Origin of the sequence: Confluentibacter sediminis, assembly GCF_003258355.1 — a bacterium.
In the GTDB taxonomy this organism is placed as follows: domain Bacteria; phylum Bacteroidota; class Bacteroidia; order Flavobacteriales; family Flavobacteriaceae; genus Confluentibacter; species Confluentibacter sediminis.
In genome coordinates this window covers 222,539-240,037 of sequence record NZ_QKPO01000007.1, presented here as the reverse complement: position 1 = coordinate 240,037, position 17,499 = coordinate 222,539, and the positions used below count along the sequence as shown (strand labels likewise).

Genomic DNA, 17,499 nt, shown 5'->3' with positions numbered 1-17,499 from the left:
TTTTCCCAATTTAACCCTTAAATACGATATCGTTTTATTATCCTGAAACCCTTTTATGGCATTGTCTAAAACTAGCCTAATGGAAGTCTCCTCCTTGTTATTATAAAAACAAAAGATGTAACAACCACAAAACAGCTCACCAAGCGAAGTCACACTAATAAAAAATCAAGAAGTCACACTAATAAAAAATCAAAATGATAACACCTATATATAAATACCTATATATATATTGTGTGTATTTGTATATACTACTATATTTGCACACTGAATTTAATTTATTTTAATGATACATATAACATTGCCAGATGGAAGTGTCAAGGAGTTTCATGAGAACGTGACTCCTATGGATGTTGCTAAAAGCATCAGTGAAGGATTTGCAAGAAATGTCATTTCTGCTAATTTTAATGGTACAACTGTTGAAACAGTAACACCGTTAACAACCGATGGCTCTTTGGTTTTATACACATGGACTACTGATGAAGGCAAAAAAGCATTTTGGCATTCGTCTGCCCACGTATTGGCTCAAGCTATTGAAGAATTATACCCAGGCGTTAAACTAACCATAGGTCCCGCTATTGAAAATGGATTTTATTATGATGTCGATTTTGGAGACTATTCAATTTCCGACAAAGATTTTAAAGCTATCGAGGATAAAATGATTGAGATTGCTAGAGGCAAACACGACTTTAAAATGAGGTCTGTTACAAAAGCCGAAGCTTTATCTATATATAAAGGTAATGAGTTTAAAACAGAGCTTATTGAAAATCTTGAAGATGGGACTATTACTTTTTGTGACCATGCTACCTTTACTGATTTGTGTCGCGGTGGACACATCCCTAACACAGAGATTATAAAAGCCGTAAAAATCTTATCTATTGCCGGTGCTTATTGGAGAGGTGACGAAAAGAATAAGCAATTGACAAGAGTTTATGCTATCTCATTCCCAAAACAAAAAGATCTTACAGAATATTTAAACTTTTTAGAAGAAGCTAAAAAGCGTGACCACAGAAAACTAGGAAAAGAACTTGAGTTATTCGCTTTTTCAAAAAAAGTTGGGCAAGGCTTGCCTTTATGGCTACCTAAAGGAGCTGCTTTACGTGAACGTTTGGAGAACTTTTTAAAGAAAGCTCAAAAAAAAGCAGGTTATGAAATGGTGGTAACACCTCATATCGGTCAAAAAGAACTGTACGTTACTTCTGGGCATTATGCTAAATATGGAGCTGATAGTTTTCAACCAATACATACCCCAAAAGAGGATGAAGAGTTTTTGCTAAAACCCATGAATTGCCCTCACCATTGTGAAATTTACAATACAAGCCAATGGTCTTATAAAGATTTGCCTAAGCGTTATGCCGAATTTGGTACCGTTTACAGATATGAGCAAAGTGGTGAATTGCATGGATTAACACGGGTTAGAGGGTTCACTCAAGATGATGCTCACTTATTTTGTACACCAGACCAATTAGACCAAGAGTTTAAAAACGTTATTGATTTGGTTCTTTATGTATTCGGTTCTTTGGGTTTTGATAACTTTACGGCTCAAGTATCTGTTAGAGATCCTAAAAATCCTGATAAATATATAGGAGAGATAAAAAACTGGGAGAAAGCAGAACAAGCCATCATTAATGCTGCTACAGATAAAGGGTTAGATTTTGTTATTGAAGAAGGTGAAGCTGCTTTTTATGGTCCAAAATTAGATTTTATGGTAAAAGACGCCCTAGGAAGGCGTTGGCAATTAGGCACTATCCAAGTCGATTATAACCTCCCCGAACGATTTGATTTAACCTACAAAGGCAGTGATAATGAACTACACAGACCAGTAATGATTCATAGGGCCCCTTTTGGAAGCATGGAACGTTTTGTCGCATTATTATTGGAACATACAGGCGGAAACTTCCCACTTTGGCTTATGCCAAAACAGGTTGTCATATTATCTCTTAGCGAGAAATATGAAAAATACGCAGAAAAAGTTTTAAATTTGCTAGAAAATGACGAAATTCGCGCCCTTGTTGATAATAGGAATGAAACGATAGGTAAAAAAATTCGGGAAGCCGAAATGCAAAAATACCCTTTCATGTTAATTATTGGAGAGCAAGAACAAGAACAAAACAAAATAACAGTGCGTAAGCACGGTGGAGACGATTTAGGAATGATTACTGTTGAAGAATTTTCTAAAATCATTGAAACAGAAATAAATAAAACATTAAAACAGTTTTAAAAAAGTTTAACTTAAAAAAGATAAAGCCATAGCAATTAGAAGAAGAAGTCAGCCCAATTCAAGGGTTTCGCAAGAGGATAAGCACAAGATTAACTCTAAAATCAATGCACCAAACGTTCGTTTAGTTGGTGAAAACGTTGAAATAGGAGTTTATTCTACTAGAGATGCTTTAAAAATAGCTGAAGAGCAAGCATTGGATCTCGTAGAGATTTCACCTAATGCCGACCCTCCTGTTTGTAAGGTTATGGACTATAAAAAGTTTCTTTATGAACAAAAGAAACGGGATAAAGTCATAAAGGCTAAAGCAACCAAAGTGATTATAAAAGAAATTCGTTTTGGTCCCCAAACAGATGACCATGATTACGAATTTAAAAAGAAACATGCTGAGAAGTTCTTAAAAGAAGGTGCAAAGTTGAAGGCTTTTGTGTTTTTTAAAGGACGCTCCATCATATTTAAAGAGCAAGGTCAGATATTATTATTAAAACTAGCTCAAGATTTAGAAGAGTTTGGAAAGGTTGAACAAATGCCTAAATTAGAAGGTAAGCGTATGACCATGTTTTTAGCTCCAAAAAAATAAATACCCTGAAATCAGGATTTAAAAATAATTAAGCGAATTAATTAAAACTAGGAGAAAAGATGCCTAAAATGAAAACAAAATCTAGTGCCAAAAAACGTTTTAAACTAACAGGTACTGGTAAAATTAAAAGAAAGCACGCTTTTAAGAGTCACATCTTAACAAAGAAGTCTAAAAAGCGTAAGCTTGCTTTAACGCATGATACATTAGTAAACAAGGCGGATGAGAATAATGTTAAATTGATGTTACGTTTAAAGTAACAACCTTTTAACCGGTTAAATAAATTATAAACCCTGGAGATAGGCCTATAAAAGAGTTGAAAGTTGAAAGTTGAAAGTTGAAAGTTGAAAGTTTCCAATCTAAATTCAAAAATGGATTAGACTAAAAACAACCAAAAGCTATAAACTAAAAAACCGCCTACTACAAAAACAATTAAAAAATTATGCCAAGATCAGTAAATTCTGTAGCAAAAAGAGCCAGAAGAAAAAAGGTTCTAAAACAAGCAAAAGGCTTTTTCGGACGTCGTAAGAACGTTTGGACAGTAGCAAAAAACGCGGTTGATAAAGCGATGTTATATTCGTATAGAGACCGTAGAAACAAAAAGAGATCATTCCGTGCTTTATGGATTACGCGTATAAACGCAGGAGCCAGAGCGTATGGATTATCGTATTCTCAATTTATGGGAAAATTAAAAGCTAATGATATTGAACTAAACCGTAAAGTTTTAGCCGATTTAGCTATGAATAACCCAGAGGCTTTTAAAGCTGTAGTAGAGAAAATAAAATAAGGCGTTTCGCCTATTGTAAAACATATTATTCGCTTAATAAAAATCCGGTTCTAATTGAATCGGATTTTTCATTTTAAACAAATTAACATTTTAGAGACGTCTGTCAAATACAGTAATCTTAATATTGCACTTTAATAATACATTTATATGGATTTATCCCAAATCAAGTTAGTTGTATCGGATATGGATGGAACTTTACTTAATTCAAATCATGAAGTTAGCAGCTTATTTTTTGATTTATTTAAAGAACTAAAAAAACACAACATTCTTTTTGTAGCCGCCAGCGGAAGGCCTTATTATAGCATCACAGAAAAGCTAGACTCTATTAAAGACGAGATCATCATTGTAGCAGAAAACGGAGGTATTGTCATTGAAAAAGAAAATCTTCTATTATCAACGCCTATAAGAAAAGAATATTTATCGCAGGTTGAATCGCTAATAAACTCAAACAATCATATTCATCCTGTTTTTTGTACCAAGTTAAAAGCATATTTTAAAAACGCTTCCAATGGATATATCAAACTATTATCTGAATATTATCCCAACTTTACAGTCATTGACAGTATCTGCGAAGTTGAGGAGGACATTATAAAAATTGCGTTATATCATGATATAGATTCTGAAAAATACATATATCCCCATTTTAAACATTTAGAACCAAACTATAAAGTAAAAATTTCAGGTAAGCATTGGGTAGATCTTTCTGATGATTTGGCTAATAAAGGACATGCTATTGAATTGCTTCAAAAAACCTATAATATCTCTTCTAAAGAAACATTGATTTTTGGCGATTACAATAATGATATCGAAATGCTAAAACTTGCCACTTACAGTTTTGCGATGGAAAATGCACATGAAAACGTCAAGGAAATTGCAAAATTTGAAACTAAAAGCAACAATAACTTTGGTGTAGAAATTATTTTAGAAAAACTTATAGAAGCTAAAAAAAGTTATAATAATTAATTTCCAAAAGCTGTAATTACAAGTTCTCTGCCACCTCCGTTATTTCTATGTTCGCATAAATAAATCCCTTGCCAAATTCCTAAATTCAATTTACCATTGGTAATGGGTATGTTGACAGAAGCTCCAAGCAATGATGCTTTTATATGAGCAGGCATATCGTCACTTCCCTCATAAGTGTGTACGTAATAAGAAGTGTTTTCTGGAACCATCACATTAAAATGTCTTTCAAAATCTCCTCTTACCGTATAATCGGCGTTTTCATTAATCGTTAAACTAGCCGATGTATGTTTAATAAATACCTGCAATTGTCCTACATTTATATCTTTGATTTCAGATAAAGCTTCTACAATGTCATTGGTAATTAAATGAAATCCTCTTGAGTGTGGTTTTAACTTTAATTGTTTTTGATAAAATTTCATTGATATACTTATTAAAAAATTAAAATTTCAACTATAATTTCTAATAGAATCTATATTTTTAGGTTTTAAACACGCAACCTTTTTTATTTTATTCCATCTAGATAAAAAACAAGTATAACAAAATCTTAATAAAAATAACATGAAATATTCTTTAATAATCGCTTGCATTAGTTTTTTTGCTTTAACAAATTGTTCCCTTGATAGTGTTGATAATGACATCCCTAAAGTAACAAGGGTACTTTGGCATTTAAAAAATGTTAGTGGAGGTGTTTCTGGTGTTGATAATGATTTCCCTGCTAATAAAATAGTCTGGGAATTTAGGGATGCAACTTCCACACTCACTGTTTCAAATACAAATACCGATACTTCTATTGAAGATGGGTTAGATTCTGGTACTTATTCCTATACTATTGTTGAAGTTGGTAGTGATGCATACATAAAAATAAATTCTAATGAGGTTGGCAAAATAACTATTACAAATTCTGGTAATACCTTAACCATAAATCAAAATTTAAAATCTAGTGGCTCTGCTACAGATGGTTACATCTACACTTTCAATAAAACAGTTATTGTTGAAAATTAAATTATGTTTTCTGTTTCTTTTTTCTTGCGGCAGGAAATAATATATTATTTAATATAAGTCTATATCCAGGAGAGTTAGGGTGTAAGTCGAGTTCTGTTTTTGCATCCCCTACCCTATGTTGGTAATCTTCTGGATCATGACCTCCATAAAACGTAAAAAAGCCTTTCCCTTTAATACCATGAATGTATTTGGCTTCACCATTAATTTTGCTCTCACCCATTACTAATACGTTCGATTTTATTTCATCTCTGGTAAAAGATGTGGTTTGTCCCATAAATCCCTTTACCAATGCTGTATGGTTTTGGCATAACATGGTGGGAATGGGATCCCATTTTGCAGAAAATTCCATTAAAGAAAAATAATCGCTAGTAGATGTTATCATTCTTTTTTGAGTCATGTCAATGGAAGAAAACTCATAAACCATGGGGCTTTGTTCTAACGTGAAATTAGTAAATGCAAATGTTTTATTATAATCTACTTTGTTTTGATATCCCGGGTCACTGGCATCTCCATCAAACATAGGTTCACAAATATCTAATCCTTCGGCGGCTAATGCTATATCAAAACTGTCAGCGGCACTGCACATAGCAAACATAAATCCACCACCAATCACATAATCTCTAATTTTTAAAGCTACCGCTAATTTTTCCTGAGATACTTTGTTATAACCTAATTTTTGAGCTAATTCTTCAGCTGCTTTTTTTTCTTCTATATACCATGACGCAGCTCTGTAGGATCCATAAAATTTGCCATATTGTCCCGTAAAATCTTCGTGGTGTAGATGCAACCAATCAAAAGCCAAAAGTCCGTCATTTAAAACTTCTTCATCATAAACAGTTTCATAAGGAATTTCGGCATATTGCAACACCATAGTTACAGCATCATCCCAAGGTTGTTTTCCATTAGGTGTATACACTGCTATTTTTGGGGCTTTTTCCAAAACGACCGCTTCCATATTTTGACTTGGGCTACTGATGTCTTCTAAAATACTTTCGGTTTTTGAATCTGAAAGTACTTCAAACGAGACCCCTCTAATTTGACATTCTTTTTGAATCTCTGAAGTATCTGGCAACAAAAAGGAACCACCTCTGTAATTAAGCAACCATTTTACCTTAAGCTCTTTACTAAGTACCCAATAGGTAATACCATAAGCTTTTAAATGATTTTTTTGTCCCTCTGTATCCATAGGAATTAACACATACGATGCAAATGTATGTATGGAAAAGAATAGAAATAATATGATAGATAGGGTTTTCTTCATAAACCGAAAGGTAATGAAAAAATATATTCACTTGAAATGCTTTAGGGAAATATTAAGTTTTATGTTTTAAAACGGCACATCACTATCATCGTCATCATTAAATGAACTTCCAAAAGCTTGATCCGGACTAGCTTTAAAATTATCAGTTTTAAAGGTATCATCGTTAGCGGCAGCATTCATTTTAGAATGGAATTCAAAAGGCGAATCAAAATTATCCAGATTATCAAATTTACCTAAATGTCCAATAAATTTTAAACGGATGTTTTCTAAACCACCATTTCTGTGTTTGGCTACAATAAATTCTGCTTGCCCTTCGGTCGGCGAACGCTCTTCATCATCCCATTCATCAATTTTATAGTATTCCGGCCTATAAATAAAGCTTACAATATCAGCATCTTGCTCGATGGCACCAGACTCACGTAAATCGGAAAGCAATGGCCTTTTACTACCGCCTCGGGTTTCTACCGCACGCGATAATTGTGATAATGCAATTACTGGCACATTTAATTCTTTAGCCAATGCTTTTAAGTTTCTTGAAATCATAGAGATTTCCTGTTCACGGTTTCCACCATGGCTACTGCCGCCCGTCATTAATTGTAAATAATCAATCATAATCAATTTAATACCATGTTGCGATGATAAACGTCTCGCTTTGGCTCTTAAATCGAAAATAGACAATGATGGTGTATCATCAATATATAATGGTGCTTTTTCAAGACCTTTTACTTTGACATTCAATTGTTCCCATTCGTGTTTTTCAAGCTTTCCTGTTCTTAATTTTTCCGAAGACAATCCTGTTTCACTAGAAATTAAACGGGTAATTAATTGTACAGAAGCCATCTCCAAAGAAAAGAATGCCACTGGAATATTCAAATCGACTGCAATGTTTCGTGCCATAGATAGCGTTAAAGCCGTTTTCCCCATACCAGGGCGGGCCGCCACAATAATCAAATCGGATGGTTGCCAGCCTGATGTTAGTTTATCTAATTTTGTAAACCCTGTAGGAATACCACTTAATCCTTCTTTATTGGATATTTCTTCAATTTTTTTCTTAGCCTGAATGACTAAATCTTGAGCTGTTTCACTGGATTTTTTGATATTGCCTTGAGTGACTTCGTAAAGTTTTGATTCGGCATTATCCAGTAAATCGAAAACATCTTTAGTTTCATCATAGGCATCTTCAATAATTTCACTAGAAATTTTTATTAAACTACGTTGAATGAATTTCTGTAAAATGATACGTGCATGAAACTCAATATGGGCAGAAGATGACACTTTTTGGGTTAGTGAAATAAGATAAAAATCACCACCCGCCAACTCTAACTTTGAGTTTTTTTTGAGCTGTGTTGAAACTGTTAATAAGTCTACTGGCTCACTATTTTCAAACAACTGATAAATAGCTTGAAATATATGCTGATGGGATTCTTTATAGAATGCATCGGGGCTTAGAATATCAATAACCTCATCAACCCCTTTTTTATCAATCATCATAGCCCCCAACACAACCTCTTCTAAATCAAGTGCTTGAGGAGGTATTTTTCCTTTCTCTAGACTTATTAGTGTGCTTTTATCGACTTTATAGGATTTTATTTGTTCAGGTTGTTTCATAACTGCGAAAATAACTAATTACGAGAGTTTTTAAACATTATATAAAATATCATTGTTAACCAGCCATTAACAATCGAACTGTTAACAACTTACGATTATTGTGGATAAGCATAAAAAAATCCGAAGCCAAAGACTTCAGATTTTTTTATGCTATGATTTTAAAAGGATTATCCTTTAAACACTCCCATATTAGCATATTTTTCCATACGCTGATTTACCAAATCTTTTGGTGATAAGTTTTTAAGCGTATCATAATATTTTACAATGGCATTGCTTACAGATTTAAATGTTTTTTCTCTATCTCTATGAGCACCTCCTAAAGGTTCTTTAATTATTTCATCAATCAACTTTTGTTTTTTCATATCAGTTGATGTCAATTTTAAAGCCTCGGCTGCTTGTTCTTTATATTCCCAACTATGCCAAAGAATAGAAGAACACGATTCAGGTGAAATAACAGAATACCATGTGTTTTCTAACATCAATACCACATCTCCAACACCTATACCAAGAGCTCCACCTGATGCTCCTTCCCCAACAATCACAGTAATGATAGGTACTTTTAAACGTGTCATTTCTAAAATATTTCTAGCAATGGCTTCTCCTTGTCCACGCTCTTCTGCCTCTAAACCAGGGTAGGCACCAGGTGTATCGATAAGCGTTACTACAGGAATTCCAAATTTTTCAGCAGATTTCATTAAGCGTAATGCTTTACGATATCCTTCGGGGTTTGCCATTCCAAAATTTCTATATTGGCGTGTCTTTGTGTTGTAGCCTTTTTGTTGCCCAATAAACATAAAACTTTGATCTCCAATTTTTCCCAAACCACCAATCATTGCTTTATCATCTTTAAAACTTCTATCTCCGTGAAGTTCTAAAAATGATTCACCACAAATAGCACGAATATGATCTAGTGTATAAGGTCTATCTGGATGTCTGGATAATTGAACGCGTTGCCAAGCCGTCAAATCTTTATAAATCTTGGTTTTTGTGTCAATAAGTTTCTTTTCAATTTGTGAACAAGTTCCAGACACATCAACATCACTTTCTTTTCCAATTACTTGACATTTTTGAAGCTGTTCTTCTAGCTCTTTAATGGGAAGTTCAAATTCTAAATATTCCATAAGAATTTATGATTCTATTTTTAATTAGCTTACAAACCTACATATTTTTTTCAATTTAACTTAAGTAAAATTACGAAATATAGGTTCTCTTTGCCCGAATTACAAAAATAATAACATCTAAGAAAATATAAAAACTTTAATCCAGATTGAGAGCTAAGCATGTTTTCTTTTCAGCCTCCGCATGTTTTTTAACACGGCGTTTAATAGAACGGTAACTATAATGATTGATGCACCATAGTAAAATGTAGGACTCATTTTTTCTTTTTCAGGAAAAAGAATAATGGCCATCATAATACCATAAATAGGCTCTAAATTATAAGTAAGAACAACGGTATATGGACTTATATGCCTCATAACATAAATTGCCGCTATAAATGCATAAGCAGTACAAATAGACCCTAAAATGAACAAATACCAAAAATCGACAGTGCTTATATCGAAAAAATACCATGAAAAACCATCTTCAAAAATGAGTATAAAAAGCGTGATAAATATTACACCACTTATAAATTCATAGAATGAAATGACAGTTGCCGTATGCTGCTTTAAAAAATCACCATTTAGCACAGCAAATAATGATGAGAAAAAGGCTGCTAAAATACCAAGTACAATTCCTTTAATATGGCTAATCTCACTTTGGGTGATTACAAAAACTCCAAGTATTACAAAGATTCCAAAGAAAATTTCGTACCAAATAATACGGCGTTTATATATAATGGGCTCTATTATAGATGCAAAGAAAGTTCCTGATGAAAATACCGCCAAGGTGACGGAAACATTGGATGCATCAATAGCGCCAAAAAAAGTGATGCAATGCAATAATAATACCTGCAATAGACAGTCTTAAAACTGATTTAAGAGGTATTTTAATATGAATTTTGGCTATTTTAATATAAATGAATATTAAAATAGATGCAATAGTCATTCTAAACCACACCAACGGTACTGCATGTATTGTAATTAGTTGACCTAAAATGGCAGTAAAACCAGCTATAAAAACCAAAAAATGTAGATGCAGGTAATTCTTGAACCTATCGTTTAGCATTTCGAAGAAGAAATAAAGCTATTATTCCAAAAATAACATTGGGAAACCATGTGGCTATTACAGGTGAAAAATCTGATTGCTCTGCCATGACGCCAAAAATTTTATCAAAAAATACAAAAACCATAGCAATACAAATACCTAAGGCTAAATTTATCCCCATACCGCCTCGTCGCTTTATAGACGATACCGCAACAGCAATAATCGTTAAAATAAATACAGAAACAGGCAAACTCCATTTTCTGTAAAGCACTAATTTATATCGACCTACGTTAGAAGATCCTCTAGCTTCTTCTTTATCTATAAATTGTTTTAAATCGCCATACATTTTGGTTTCAGCAATGTATATCACAGGTGTTAAATCTTCTGCATCAAAAGCAAACAGTGTATCTTTCTTTCTTTCAATTTCTAATTTATCTGTAGTATTGCCAATAATACGTTTCGTATAATTAGTCAAGGTATATAATGTGTCTTCATCATTATATTTTATAATATCAGCCGTTATTTTATGAGTCATAACATTATCTTCAAAATGCTCTAAAATAAAATTTGTTCCTTGTTTATTGTTAGGATCAAAACTACTCACATAAATAAGCTCTTTAGCATTAATTTGTCTAAAAACGTTGGAGTTTTCAACAGCACTTCTTCCTGTTTTAAAATACTTATAATCAAATTCATTGAAACCTTTACTTGCAATAGGTGCTAAGTATAAACCTAATACTAAAGCAAAAATAGCTGCAATAGATGCTCCATAGATATAGGGTCTTAGAAATCTTGAAAAAGACACGCCAGAACTTAAAAAGGCGACCACTTCTGTATTATTGGCAAGTTTAGAAGTAAACCAAATAACCGATAAAAATAAAAATAAGGGAAAGAGTAAATTGGCAAAATATATAGTAAAGTTCAAAAAATAAACTAGCACTTCACCAATTGGCACATTATTGTCTAAAATCTTTCCTATTTTTTCGGCAAGATGCACGGTAATACCAATAGGGATGAACAGCAATAACATTGCAGAAAATGTAAAAAGATAACGTTTTAATATGTACCAGTCTAGTATTTTCAATTTTGATATTTGGTATTAGATTTTTATTGACGATTTATAATTGAAGTAACTTTTAACTTTATAATCTATTATCCATTTGTTTGACCATTTTATCTTTCCAATCTTTAAAATCTCCTGCTAATATATGTTTTCTGGCTTCACGTACCAACCATAAATAGAATCCTAGATTATGAATGGTCGCAATTTGTTTTCCTAACAACTCGTTAACAATAAATAAATGCCTCAAATATGCTTTTGTATATTCTGTATCTACAAAGGTTATTCCCATATCATCAATAGGCGAAAAATCGTCTTCCCACTTCTTGTTTTTAATATTTATAGTGCCATAAGCCGTAAATAACATCCCATTTCTAGCATTTCTTGTCGGCATCACACAGTCAAACATATCTATACCTAACGCAATATTCTCTAATATATTTATTGGTGTACCAACCCCCATTAAATACCTAGGTTTGTCTTCTGGCAAAATGTTGCAAACAACTTCGGTCATAGCATACATTTCTTCAGCTGGTTCTCCTACTGATAAACCACCAATAGCATTACCAACAGCTCCTGCATTGGCTATATATTCAGCGGATTGTATTCTTAGGTCTTTATAAGTGCTTCCTTGAACTATGGGAAAAAATGCCTGACTATAATCGTATTTAAATGGTAATTTTTCTAAATGATTAATACATCTATCTAACCAACGGTGGGTCATATGCATTGAGCGTTTTGCATAATTATATTCACATGGATATGGAGTACACTCATCAAAAGCCATAATAATATCCGCACCTATACTTCGTTGAATTTCCATCACATTTTCTGGCGTAAAAACATGATAACTCCCATCGATGTGCGACTTGAATTTGACTCCTTCTTCTTTTATCTTTCTATTAGCTGACAACGAATACACTTGATAGCCTCCAGAATCTGTTAAAATATTTCTGTCCCAATTCATGAATTTATGCAATCCCCCAGCCTTTTCTATAATATGGGTTTGCGGACGTAAATACAAATGATAGGTATTGCCAAGAATAATATCTGGATTAATATCATTTTTAAGTTCACGTTGATGCACACCTTTTACAGTAGCTACTGTCCCAACCGGCATAAAAATAGGCGTTTCAATCACACCATGATCTGTTTTCATTACACCTGCCCTTGCTTTACTTTGTGTGTCTTTGGCTTTTAATTCAAATATCATATTGAGAAATAATAAGTCGGCAAACCTACATATTTTTTTAATTTTAAAATGATTTTATACAACTTAACTAGGCATAATTATTACTATTTACAAAATGAATGGTATAGACACAAAAGTAACCATATATTAAGTACATTCCTTAATAATTTAAAATAACTAGAGCCCTTTTAAATTTTTTTTAAACTCGCATTTTACTTAAAAATAGAACATTAATCTTTTGTAAAACTATCTTAATAGCCTATTTTTGTCAAGCAAAATTAACAAATTAGATATGCCAAACACTAAACATTTAGAAGATTTAACTATTCAAGTTCGAAGAGACATTTTACGAATGGTTCATAAAGTAAACTCTGGTCATCCAGGAGGTTCATTAGGTTGTACAGAATTCTTGGTTTCATTATACAATGAAATTATGGAAAGAAAAGAAGGTTTTGATATGGATGGTATTGGTGAAGATCTTTTCTTTTTATCAAATGGACATATTTCACCGGTTTTTTATAGTGTTATTTCCAGAGCAGGTTATTTCCCTGTTGAAGAATTAAATACATTCCGATTATTAAACTCTCGTTTACAAGGTCACCCAACTACTCACGAAGGGTTGCCAGGGGTAAGAATTGCTTCTGGATCTTTAGGGCAAGGTATGTCTGTAGCATTAGGAGCGGCTCAAGCAAAAAAACTTAATGGTGATAAACATTTAGTTTATACCCTACACGGTGATGGTGAACTTCAAGAAGGCCAAAATTGGGAAGCCATTATGTATGCTGCTGCCAAAAAAGTTGACAATATTATTTCTACCATAGATTTAAACGGACAACAAATTGATGGTTCTACGGACGAAGTATTACCAATGGGAAGCATTAAAGCTAAATTTGAAGCATTTGGTTGGGTTGTAGTCGAAATAGAAGAAGGCAATAATATTGACGCTATTTTAAAAGGCATGGCAGAAGCTAAATCTAAAACTGGAAAAGGCAAACCTGTTTGTGTGTTATTAAAAACCATTATGGGTCATGGTGTCGATTTTATGATGTACACGCATGCTTGGCACGGTAAAGCACCAAACGACGAGCAATTAGCTAAAGGTTTAGCACAAAATCCAGAAACTCTAGGAGACTATTAAAATTCCCTCCTAACCTCCCCAAAAGGGAGGAATGTTTAGACAACCTATAAAAAATGATTACTAAATTTAAATAATACCTGAAAAAAGTCCCTCCTTTGGAGGGATTAGGGAGGCTTATGAAAACATATACATATACAGAAAAAAAAGATACTAGAAGTGGTTTTGGAGCAGGTTTAGCTGAGCTAGGAAGGACAAACCCGAATGTGGTGGCTCTTTGTGCCGATTTAATTGGATCTTTAAAAATGGAGAAATTTATTGAAGAAAACCCCGAGCGTTTTTTTCAAATAGGAATTGCAGAAGCTAATATGATGGGGATTGCTGCTGGTTTAACCATTGGTGGCAAAATACCTTTTACAGGTACATTTGCAAACTTTTCTACAGGTCGTGTTTACGACCAAATTCGTCAATCTATCGCCTATTCAGATAAGAATGTAAAAATATGTGCATCGCACGCTGGCTTAACATTAGGTGAAGATGGTGCAACCCATCAAATTTTAGAAGATATTGGCTTAATGAAAATGTTACCTGGCATGACCGTTATCAATACGTGTGATTACAACCAAACCAAAGCAGCAACTATTGCTATTGCCGCTCATCACGGCCCTGTTTATTTACGTTTTGGAAGACCTGTAGTGCCTATATTCACACCAGAAGATCAGAAATTTGAAATTGGAAAAGCTGTCATGCTTACGGAAGGTACCGATGTTACTATCGTCGCTACTGGACATTTGGTTTGGGAAGCTTTAGAAGCTTCTAAAGTATTGTTTGAAAAAGGCATTACTGCTGAAGTTATCAACATCCACACCATTAAACCTTTAGATGAAGAAGCCATTCTTAAATCGGTTGCAAAAACTGGATGTATTGTAACTGCTGAAGAACATAATTATTTAGGTGGTTTAGGGGAAAGTGTTGCTAGAGTTTTAGCATTAAACAACCCAACCCCGCAAGAATTTGTGGCTACTAATGATACATTTGGAGAATCTGGTACACCAGCGCAACTTATGGACAAATACGGATTAAACAGTGCTGCCATTGTTGAAAAAGCTCTTAATGTTATAAAAAGAAAGTAATAAAATTCGTTTGGCAACGTTTTTGATTAGACATATATCGAATGTCAATTAATATATCAATTTCATTTTATCGAATTATATAATAATCTGAAAAAATTATATAATAGGTAACTATAAAGGGATATATATTTTTGAAAAATCAAAAACTCAAGTCAAATTTAAAAACGAATTTTATGAAAAATTTAAAGAACAAATTATATGCTAGTAAAAAGACCATTTTACTAGCATTATTTTTAGTATCGATATCATCATTTACTTTTGCGCAATCTGCTACAGGTTTTGGTATTAAAGGAGGTTTAAACTACAATGCCAATGGTGACTATTTTGAGTCTATAGGCAGTAATGCCAAACATCCAGATAGAAACGTTGGATATCATATTGGTTTATTTGGAAAAATAGGAAATCAAATATATTTTAAACCAGAGCTAGTATACACCAGTACCAAAAGTGATTATGATAATGATAGTTTTAAAATGCAAAAACTAGATGCGCCTTTATTAGTTGGTATTAAAGTATTAGGGCCTGTTAGTGTTTTTGCCGGCCCTTCATTTCAATATATTTTAGATTCCGATTTTAATGGCATTGCCATTAATGATGTGAAAAATGATTTTACCGTTGGATTAAATTTTGGTATTGGACTTAACATCAATAAACTTGGTATAGACCTAAGATATGAAAGAGGTTTTAGTGATAATGAAGCCACCTTTATTGGAAATAATGGCATAGGAACAAGTAGATTAGATACTAGACCAGATCAACTTATTTTAAGTTTATCACTGCTATTATAATAGAACCGTATTCTACACATATATTAAAAAGCCTCACTGAAATAGTGAGGCTTTTTAATATTATTAGTTATTTTTATCTAAATAATCAAAAGGTTTAACACCATCTGTATCGGTAAAGGTAATTATAGTTCCTGTATAGCTATTATCTTCTTCTTTTTTTATTTTATTTAAAAGCACTTGATTGTAGGCTAAAGAAGTTTTTATATCTAGAACTTCTTGTCTAGTTAGCTTGTTAACTGTTGTAATTTCAATTTCATCTTTCGTTAAAATACCATCACCATCATCGTCTGTATCTAAATAATCATATAATGGATATATATAACCAGAACTTGTATAAGTGTCATCATCAGTATTCTCTGTCGTTCCTTCTAAATATGTAGGAATGCCATCTCCGTCATGATCTTTTTGAAACATTTGTAATAATTCAAACTTAAAGATTAAGGGAGAATATGCAGGAATCCCCCTTTGAGCATTAGAAAAATATGCTAATCCAGAAGGCAAAAACATAACACCCAATCCATGGTTCATAAAGCTAACACTACCATCATCACCAACAACAAAAGACTCAGCCGTATTGAATTCTGGAAAAACTTTTCCCCACCCAGAAATAACTGATAGTAAATCAAACGTTACTGGTGTTACTGCGCTATCAAAAACATTATCATCTAAAGTAAAACCCTCATAGGTCACAAATACATCATCAGCAAAAGTTGGAGAATCTCCACCTCCTTGATTTAAATTAAGAACATAAAACTCATATTCAGTTTCTGCATAAGTTGTTTTTTTAGAGCTTCCTACCGCATCTTTCAATAAAGTTTTTCCATCTGGCACAGCTTCTCCATCATTTAATTTGGTAATGATAAGATCTGATATGCTTGGATTTGGATTTGATACAAAATCATCAGAATTATAATAATGGCTTTCTAAATATCCAATCAAAGAGTCTTTGTCTCTTATCTGCTGTTCGCCTCGATCTCTAGGAGGTGTTGGAGGTGTAACTTCGTCGTCATCTTTTTTACAAGACGTTAAACCTAGGGTCAAAAATAAAATAAGCAATCCTATTTTTTCTAAATTCATTTGTCTTTTTTTATTGTTTTTTTCTAATTTCATACCATACAATATATAATCTTTCAACATTTACAATTTTAAATAATAAATGTGACATTATTGTTTATTTTTGAGGTCGCAAGATACAATTTTAATATAATCTTGTACAAGAACATTAACGTAGTTTTTATAAATAATTATATGCGAATTGATAAGTATTTATGGTGTGTGAGGTATTATAAAACAAGAACTTTAGCGACAACTGCTTGCAAAAAAGGGCATATCAGGATTAATAATGATATTGTAAAGCCTAGCAGAGATGTTTATCCTCAAGATAAAATTGAAATACGGTTAAATCAAATAAAATATCAAATTACGGTAAATGACCTACCCGAAAGCAGAGTTGGAGCCAAATTAGTTGATATATATAGAACGGACCATACCCCTAAAGAACAGTTTGAAGCACAGGAACTTTTAAAATACGCTAAAGATTATTATAGAGAAAAAGGTGTTGGAAGACCTACCAAAAAAGACAGAAGGGATATAGAGGACTATAATGAGGAAGCGTCTAATAGTGATATTTAATTTTATTTTCGTATGTGATTTGAAAAAAACAATCTAAACGGATAAAAATGAGTAATTTTAT

General features: G+C 32.8%; 18 protein-coding genes. 10 read left to right on the top strand and 8 right to left on the bottom strand.

Annotated features, from left to right (window positions below; all coding sequences use genetic code 11):
• Nucleotides 1–283 precede the first annotated feature (283 nt).
• The 5 genes from thrS (at nucleotide 284) to DKT72_RS08100 (ending at nucleotide 4,542) form a co-directional block, all read left to right on the top strand.
• Nucleotides 284–2,218, top strand: coding sequence for a threonine--tRNA ligase (gene thrS / locus DKT72_RS08120; RefSeq protein ID WP_111308232.1), 1,935 nt, complete (start codon nucleotides 284–286; stop codon nucleotides 2,216–2,218).
• 28 nt (nucleotides 2,219–2,246) lie between these two features.
• Nucleotides 2,247–2,795, top strand: coding sequence for a translation initiation factor IF-3 (gene infC, locus DKT72_RS08115; protein WP_220628103.1), 549 nt, complete (start codon nucleotides 2,247–2,249; stop codon nucleotides 2,793–2,795).
• 59 nt (nucleotides 2,796–2,854) lie between these two features.
• Nucleotides 2,855–3,052 (top strand): 50S ribosomal protein L35, encoded by a 198-nt coding sequence (gene rpmI, locus DKT72_RS08110; protein ID WP_111308230.1) that lies wholly within the window; start codon nucleotides 2,855–2,857, stop codon nucleotides 3,050–3,052.
• Nucleotides 3,053–3,234: 182 nt separating this feature from the next.
• Complete coding sequence (gene rplT / locus DKT72_RS08105) at nucleotides 3,235–3,579, top strand: 50S ribosomal protein L20 (RefSeq protein WP_100609851.1); 345 nt, start codon at nucleotides 3,235–3,237, stop codon at nucleotides 3,577–3,579.
• Nucleotides 3,580–3,726: 147 nt separating this feature from the next.
• Nucleotides 3,727–4,542: an HAD family hydrolase gene (locus DKT72_RS08100; protein ID WP_111308229.1), complete on the top strand. Its 816-nt coding sequence runs from the start codon at nucleotides 3,727–3,729 to the stop codon at nucleotides 4,540–4,542.
• On the opposite strand, the gene DKT72_RS08095 is transcribed toward DKT72_RS08100, so the two are convergent.
• Nucleotides 4,539–4,961: a secondary thiamine-phosphate synthase enzyme YjbQ gene (locus DKT72_RS08095; protein WP_111308228.1), complete on the bottom strand. Its 423-nt coding sequence runs from the start codon at nucleotides 4,959–4,961 to the stop codon at nucleotides 4,539–4,541. The genes DKT72_RS08100 and DKT72_RS08095 overlap by 4 nt on opposite strands.
• 139 nt (nucleotides 4,962–5,100) lie before the next feature.
• Here DKT72_RS08095 and DKT72_RS08090 point away from each other — a divergent pair, with 139 nt between their 5' ends.
• On the top strand, nucleotides 5,101–5,544 hold the full coding sequence (locus DKT72_RS08090) for a hypothetical protein (protein ID WP_111308227.1): 444 nt from the start codon (nucleotides 5,101–5,103) through the stop codon (nucleotides 5,542–5,544).
• A gap of 1 nt (nucleotide 5,545) precedes the next feature.
• Here the strand turns inward: DKT72_RS08090 and DKT72_RS08085 are convergent, their stop codons facing one another.
• From DKT72_RS08085 to tgt, 6 genes are all read right to left on the bottom strand, one after another.
• The gene (locus DKT72_RS08085; RefSeq protein WP_111308226.1) at nucleotides 5,546–6,730 is read right to left on the bottom strand and encodes an asparagine synthetase B; all 1,185 of its coding nucleotides are present in this window, start codon (nucleotides 6,728–6,730) and stop codon (nucleotides 5,546–5,548) included.
• A 141-nt stretch (nucleotides 6,731–6,871) separates the two neighbouring features.
• On the bottom strand, nucleotides 6,872–8,413 hold the full coding sequence (gene dnaB, locus DKT72_RS08080) for a replicative DNA helicase (RefSeq protein WP_111308225.1): 1,542 nt from the start codon (nucleotides 8,411–8,413) through the stop codon (nucleotides 6,872–6,874).
• Nucleotides 8,414–8,580: 167 nt separating this feature from the next.
• The gene (locus DKT72_RS08075) at nucleotides 8,581–9,534 is read right to left on the bottom strand and encodes an acetyl-CoA carboxylase carboxyltransferase subunit alpha (protein WP_111308224.1); all 954 of its coding nucleotides are present in this window, start codon (nucleotides 9,532–9,534) and stop codon (nucleotides 8,581–8,583) included.
• A gap of 153 nt (nucleotides 9,535–9,687) precedes the next feature.
• Nucleotides 9,688–10,368, bottom strand: a complete 681-nt coding sequence (locus DKT72_RS08070; RefSeq protein WP_317048429.1) for a DMT family transporter — start codon at nucleotides 10,366–10,368, stop codon at nucleotides 9,688–9,690.
• Nucleotides 10,369–10,565: 197 nt separating this feature from the next.
• Nucleotides 10,566–11,642 carry an LptF/LptG family permease gene (locus DKT72_RS08065; protein ID WP_111308223.1) on the bottom strand — a complete coding sequence of 359 codons (1,077 nt, stop codon included), beginning with the start codon at nucleotides 11,640–11,642 and terminating at the stop codon, nucleotides 10,566–10,568.
• Between the two features lie 58 nt (nucleotides 11,643–11,700).
• Entirely contained in the window at nucleotides 11,701–12,831 is a 1,131-nt protein-coding gene (gene tgt / locus DKT72_RS08060) for a tRNA guanosine(34) transglycosylase Tgt (protein WP_111308222.1), read from the bottom strand.
• Nucleotides 12,832–13,102: 271 nt separating this feature from the next.
• Between tgt and DKT72_RS08055 the strand changes: the two genes are divergently transcribed.
• The 3 genes from DKT72_RS08055 to DKT72_RS08045 all read left to right on the top strand — a co-directional run bounded on the left by DKT72_RS08055 (nucleotide 13,103) and on the right by DKT72_RS08045 (nucleotide 15,806).
• Entirely contained in the window at nucleotides 13,103–13,948 is an 846-nt protein-coding gene (locus DKT72_RS08055; RefSeq protein ID WP_111308221.1) for a transketolase, read from the top strand.
• Nucleotides 13,949–14,064: 116 nt separating this feature from the next.
• The gene (locus DKT72_RS08050; protein ID WP_111308220.1) at nucleotides 14,065–15,018 is read left to right on the top strand and encodes a transketolase family protein; all 954 of its coding nucleotides are present in this window, start codon (nucleotides 14,065–14,067) and stop codon (nucleotides 15,016–15,018) included.
• 173 nt (nucleotides 15,019–15,191) lie between these two features.
• Nucleotides 15,192–15,806 carry an outer membrane beta-barrel protein gene (locus tag DKT72_RS08045; protein ID WP_111308219.1) on the top strand — a complete coding sequence of 205 codons (615 nt, stop codon included), beginning with the start codon at nucleotides 15,192–15,194 and terminating at the stop codon, nucleotides 15,804–15,806.
• A 63-nt stretch (nucleotides 15,807–15,869) separates the two neighbouring features.
• Here the strand turns inward: DKT72_RS08045 and DKT72_RS08040 are convergent, their stop codons facing one another.
• Nucleotides 15,870–16,883 carry an FKBP-type peptidyl-prolyl cis-trans isomerase gene (locus DKT72_RS08040; RefSeq protein ID WP_162623267.1) on the bottom strand — a complete coding sequence of 338 codons (1,014 nt, stop codon included), beginning with the start codon at nucleotides 16,881–16,883 and terminating at the stop codon, nucleotides 15,870–15,872.
• A gap of 171 nt (nucleotides 16,884–17,054) precedes the next feature.
• Between DKT72_RS08040 and DKT72_RS08035 the strand changes: the two genes are divergently transcribed.
• Nucleotides 17,055–17,438, top strand: a complete 384-nt coding sequence (locus tag DKT72_RS08035) for an RNA-binding S4 domain-containing protein (RefSeq protein WP_111308217.1) — start codon at nucleotides 17,055–17,057, stop codon at nucleotides 17,436–17,438.
• Nucleotides 17,439–17,499: the final 61 nt, after the last annotated feature.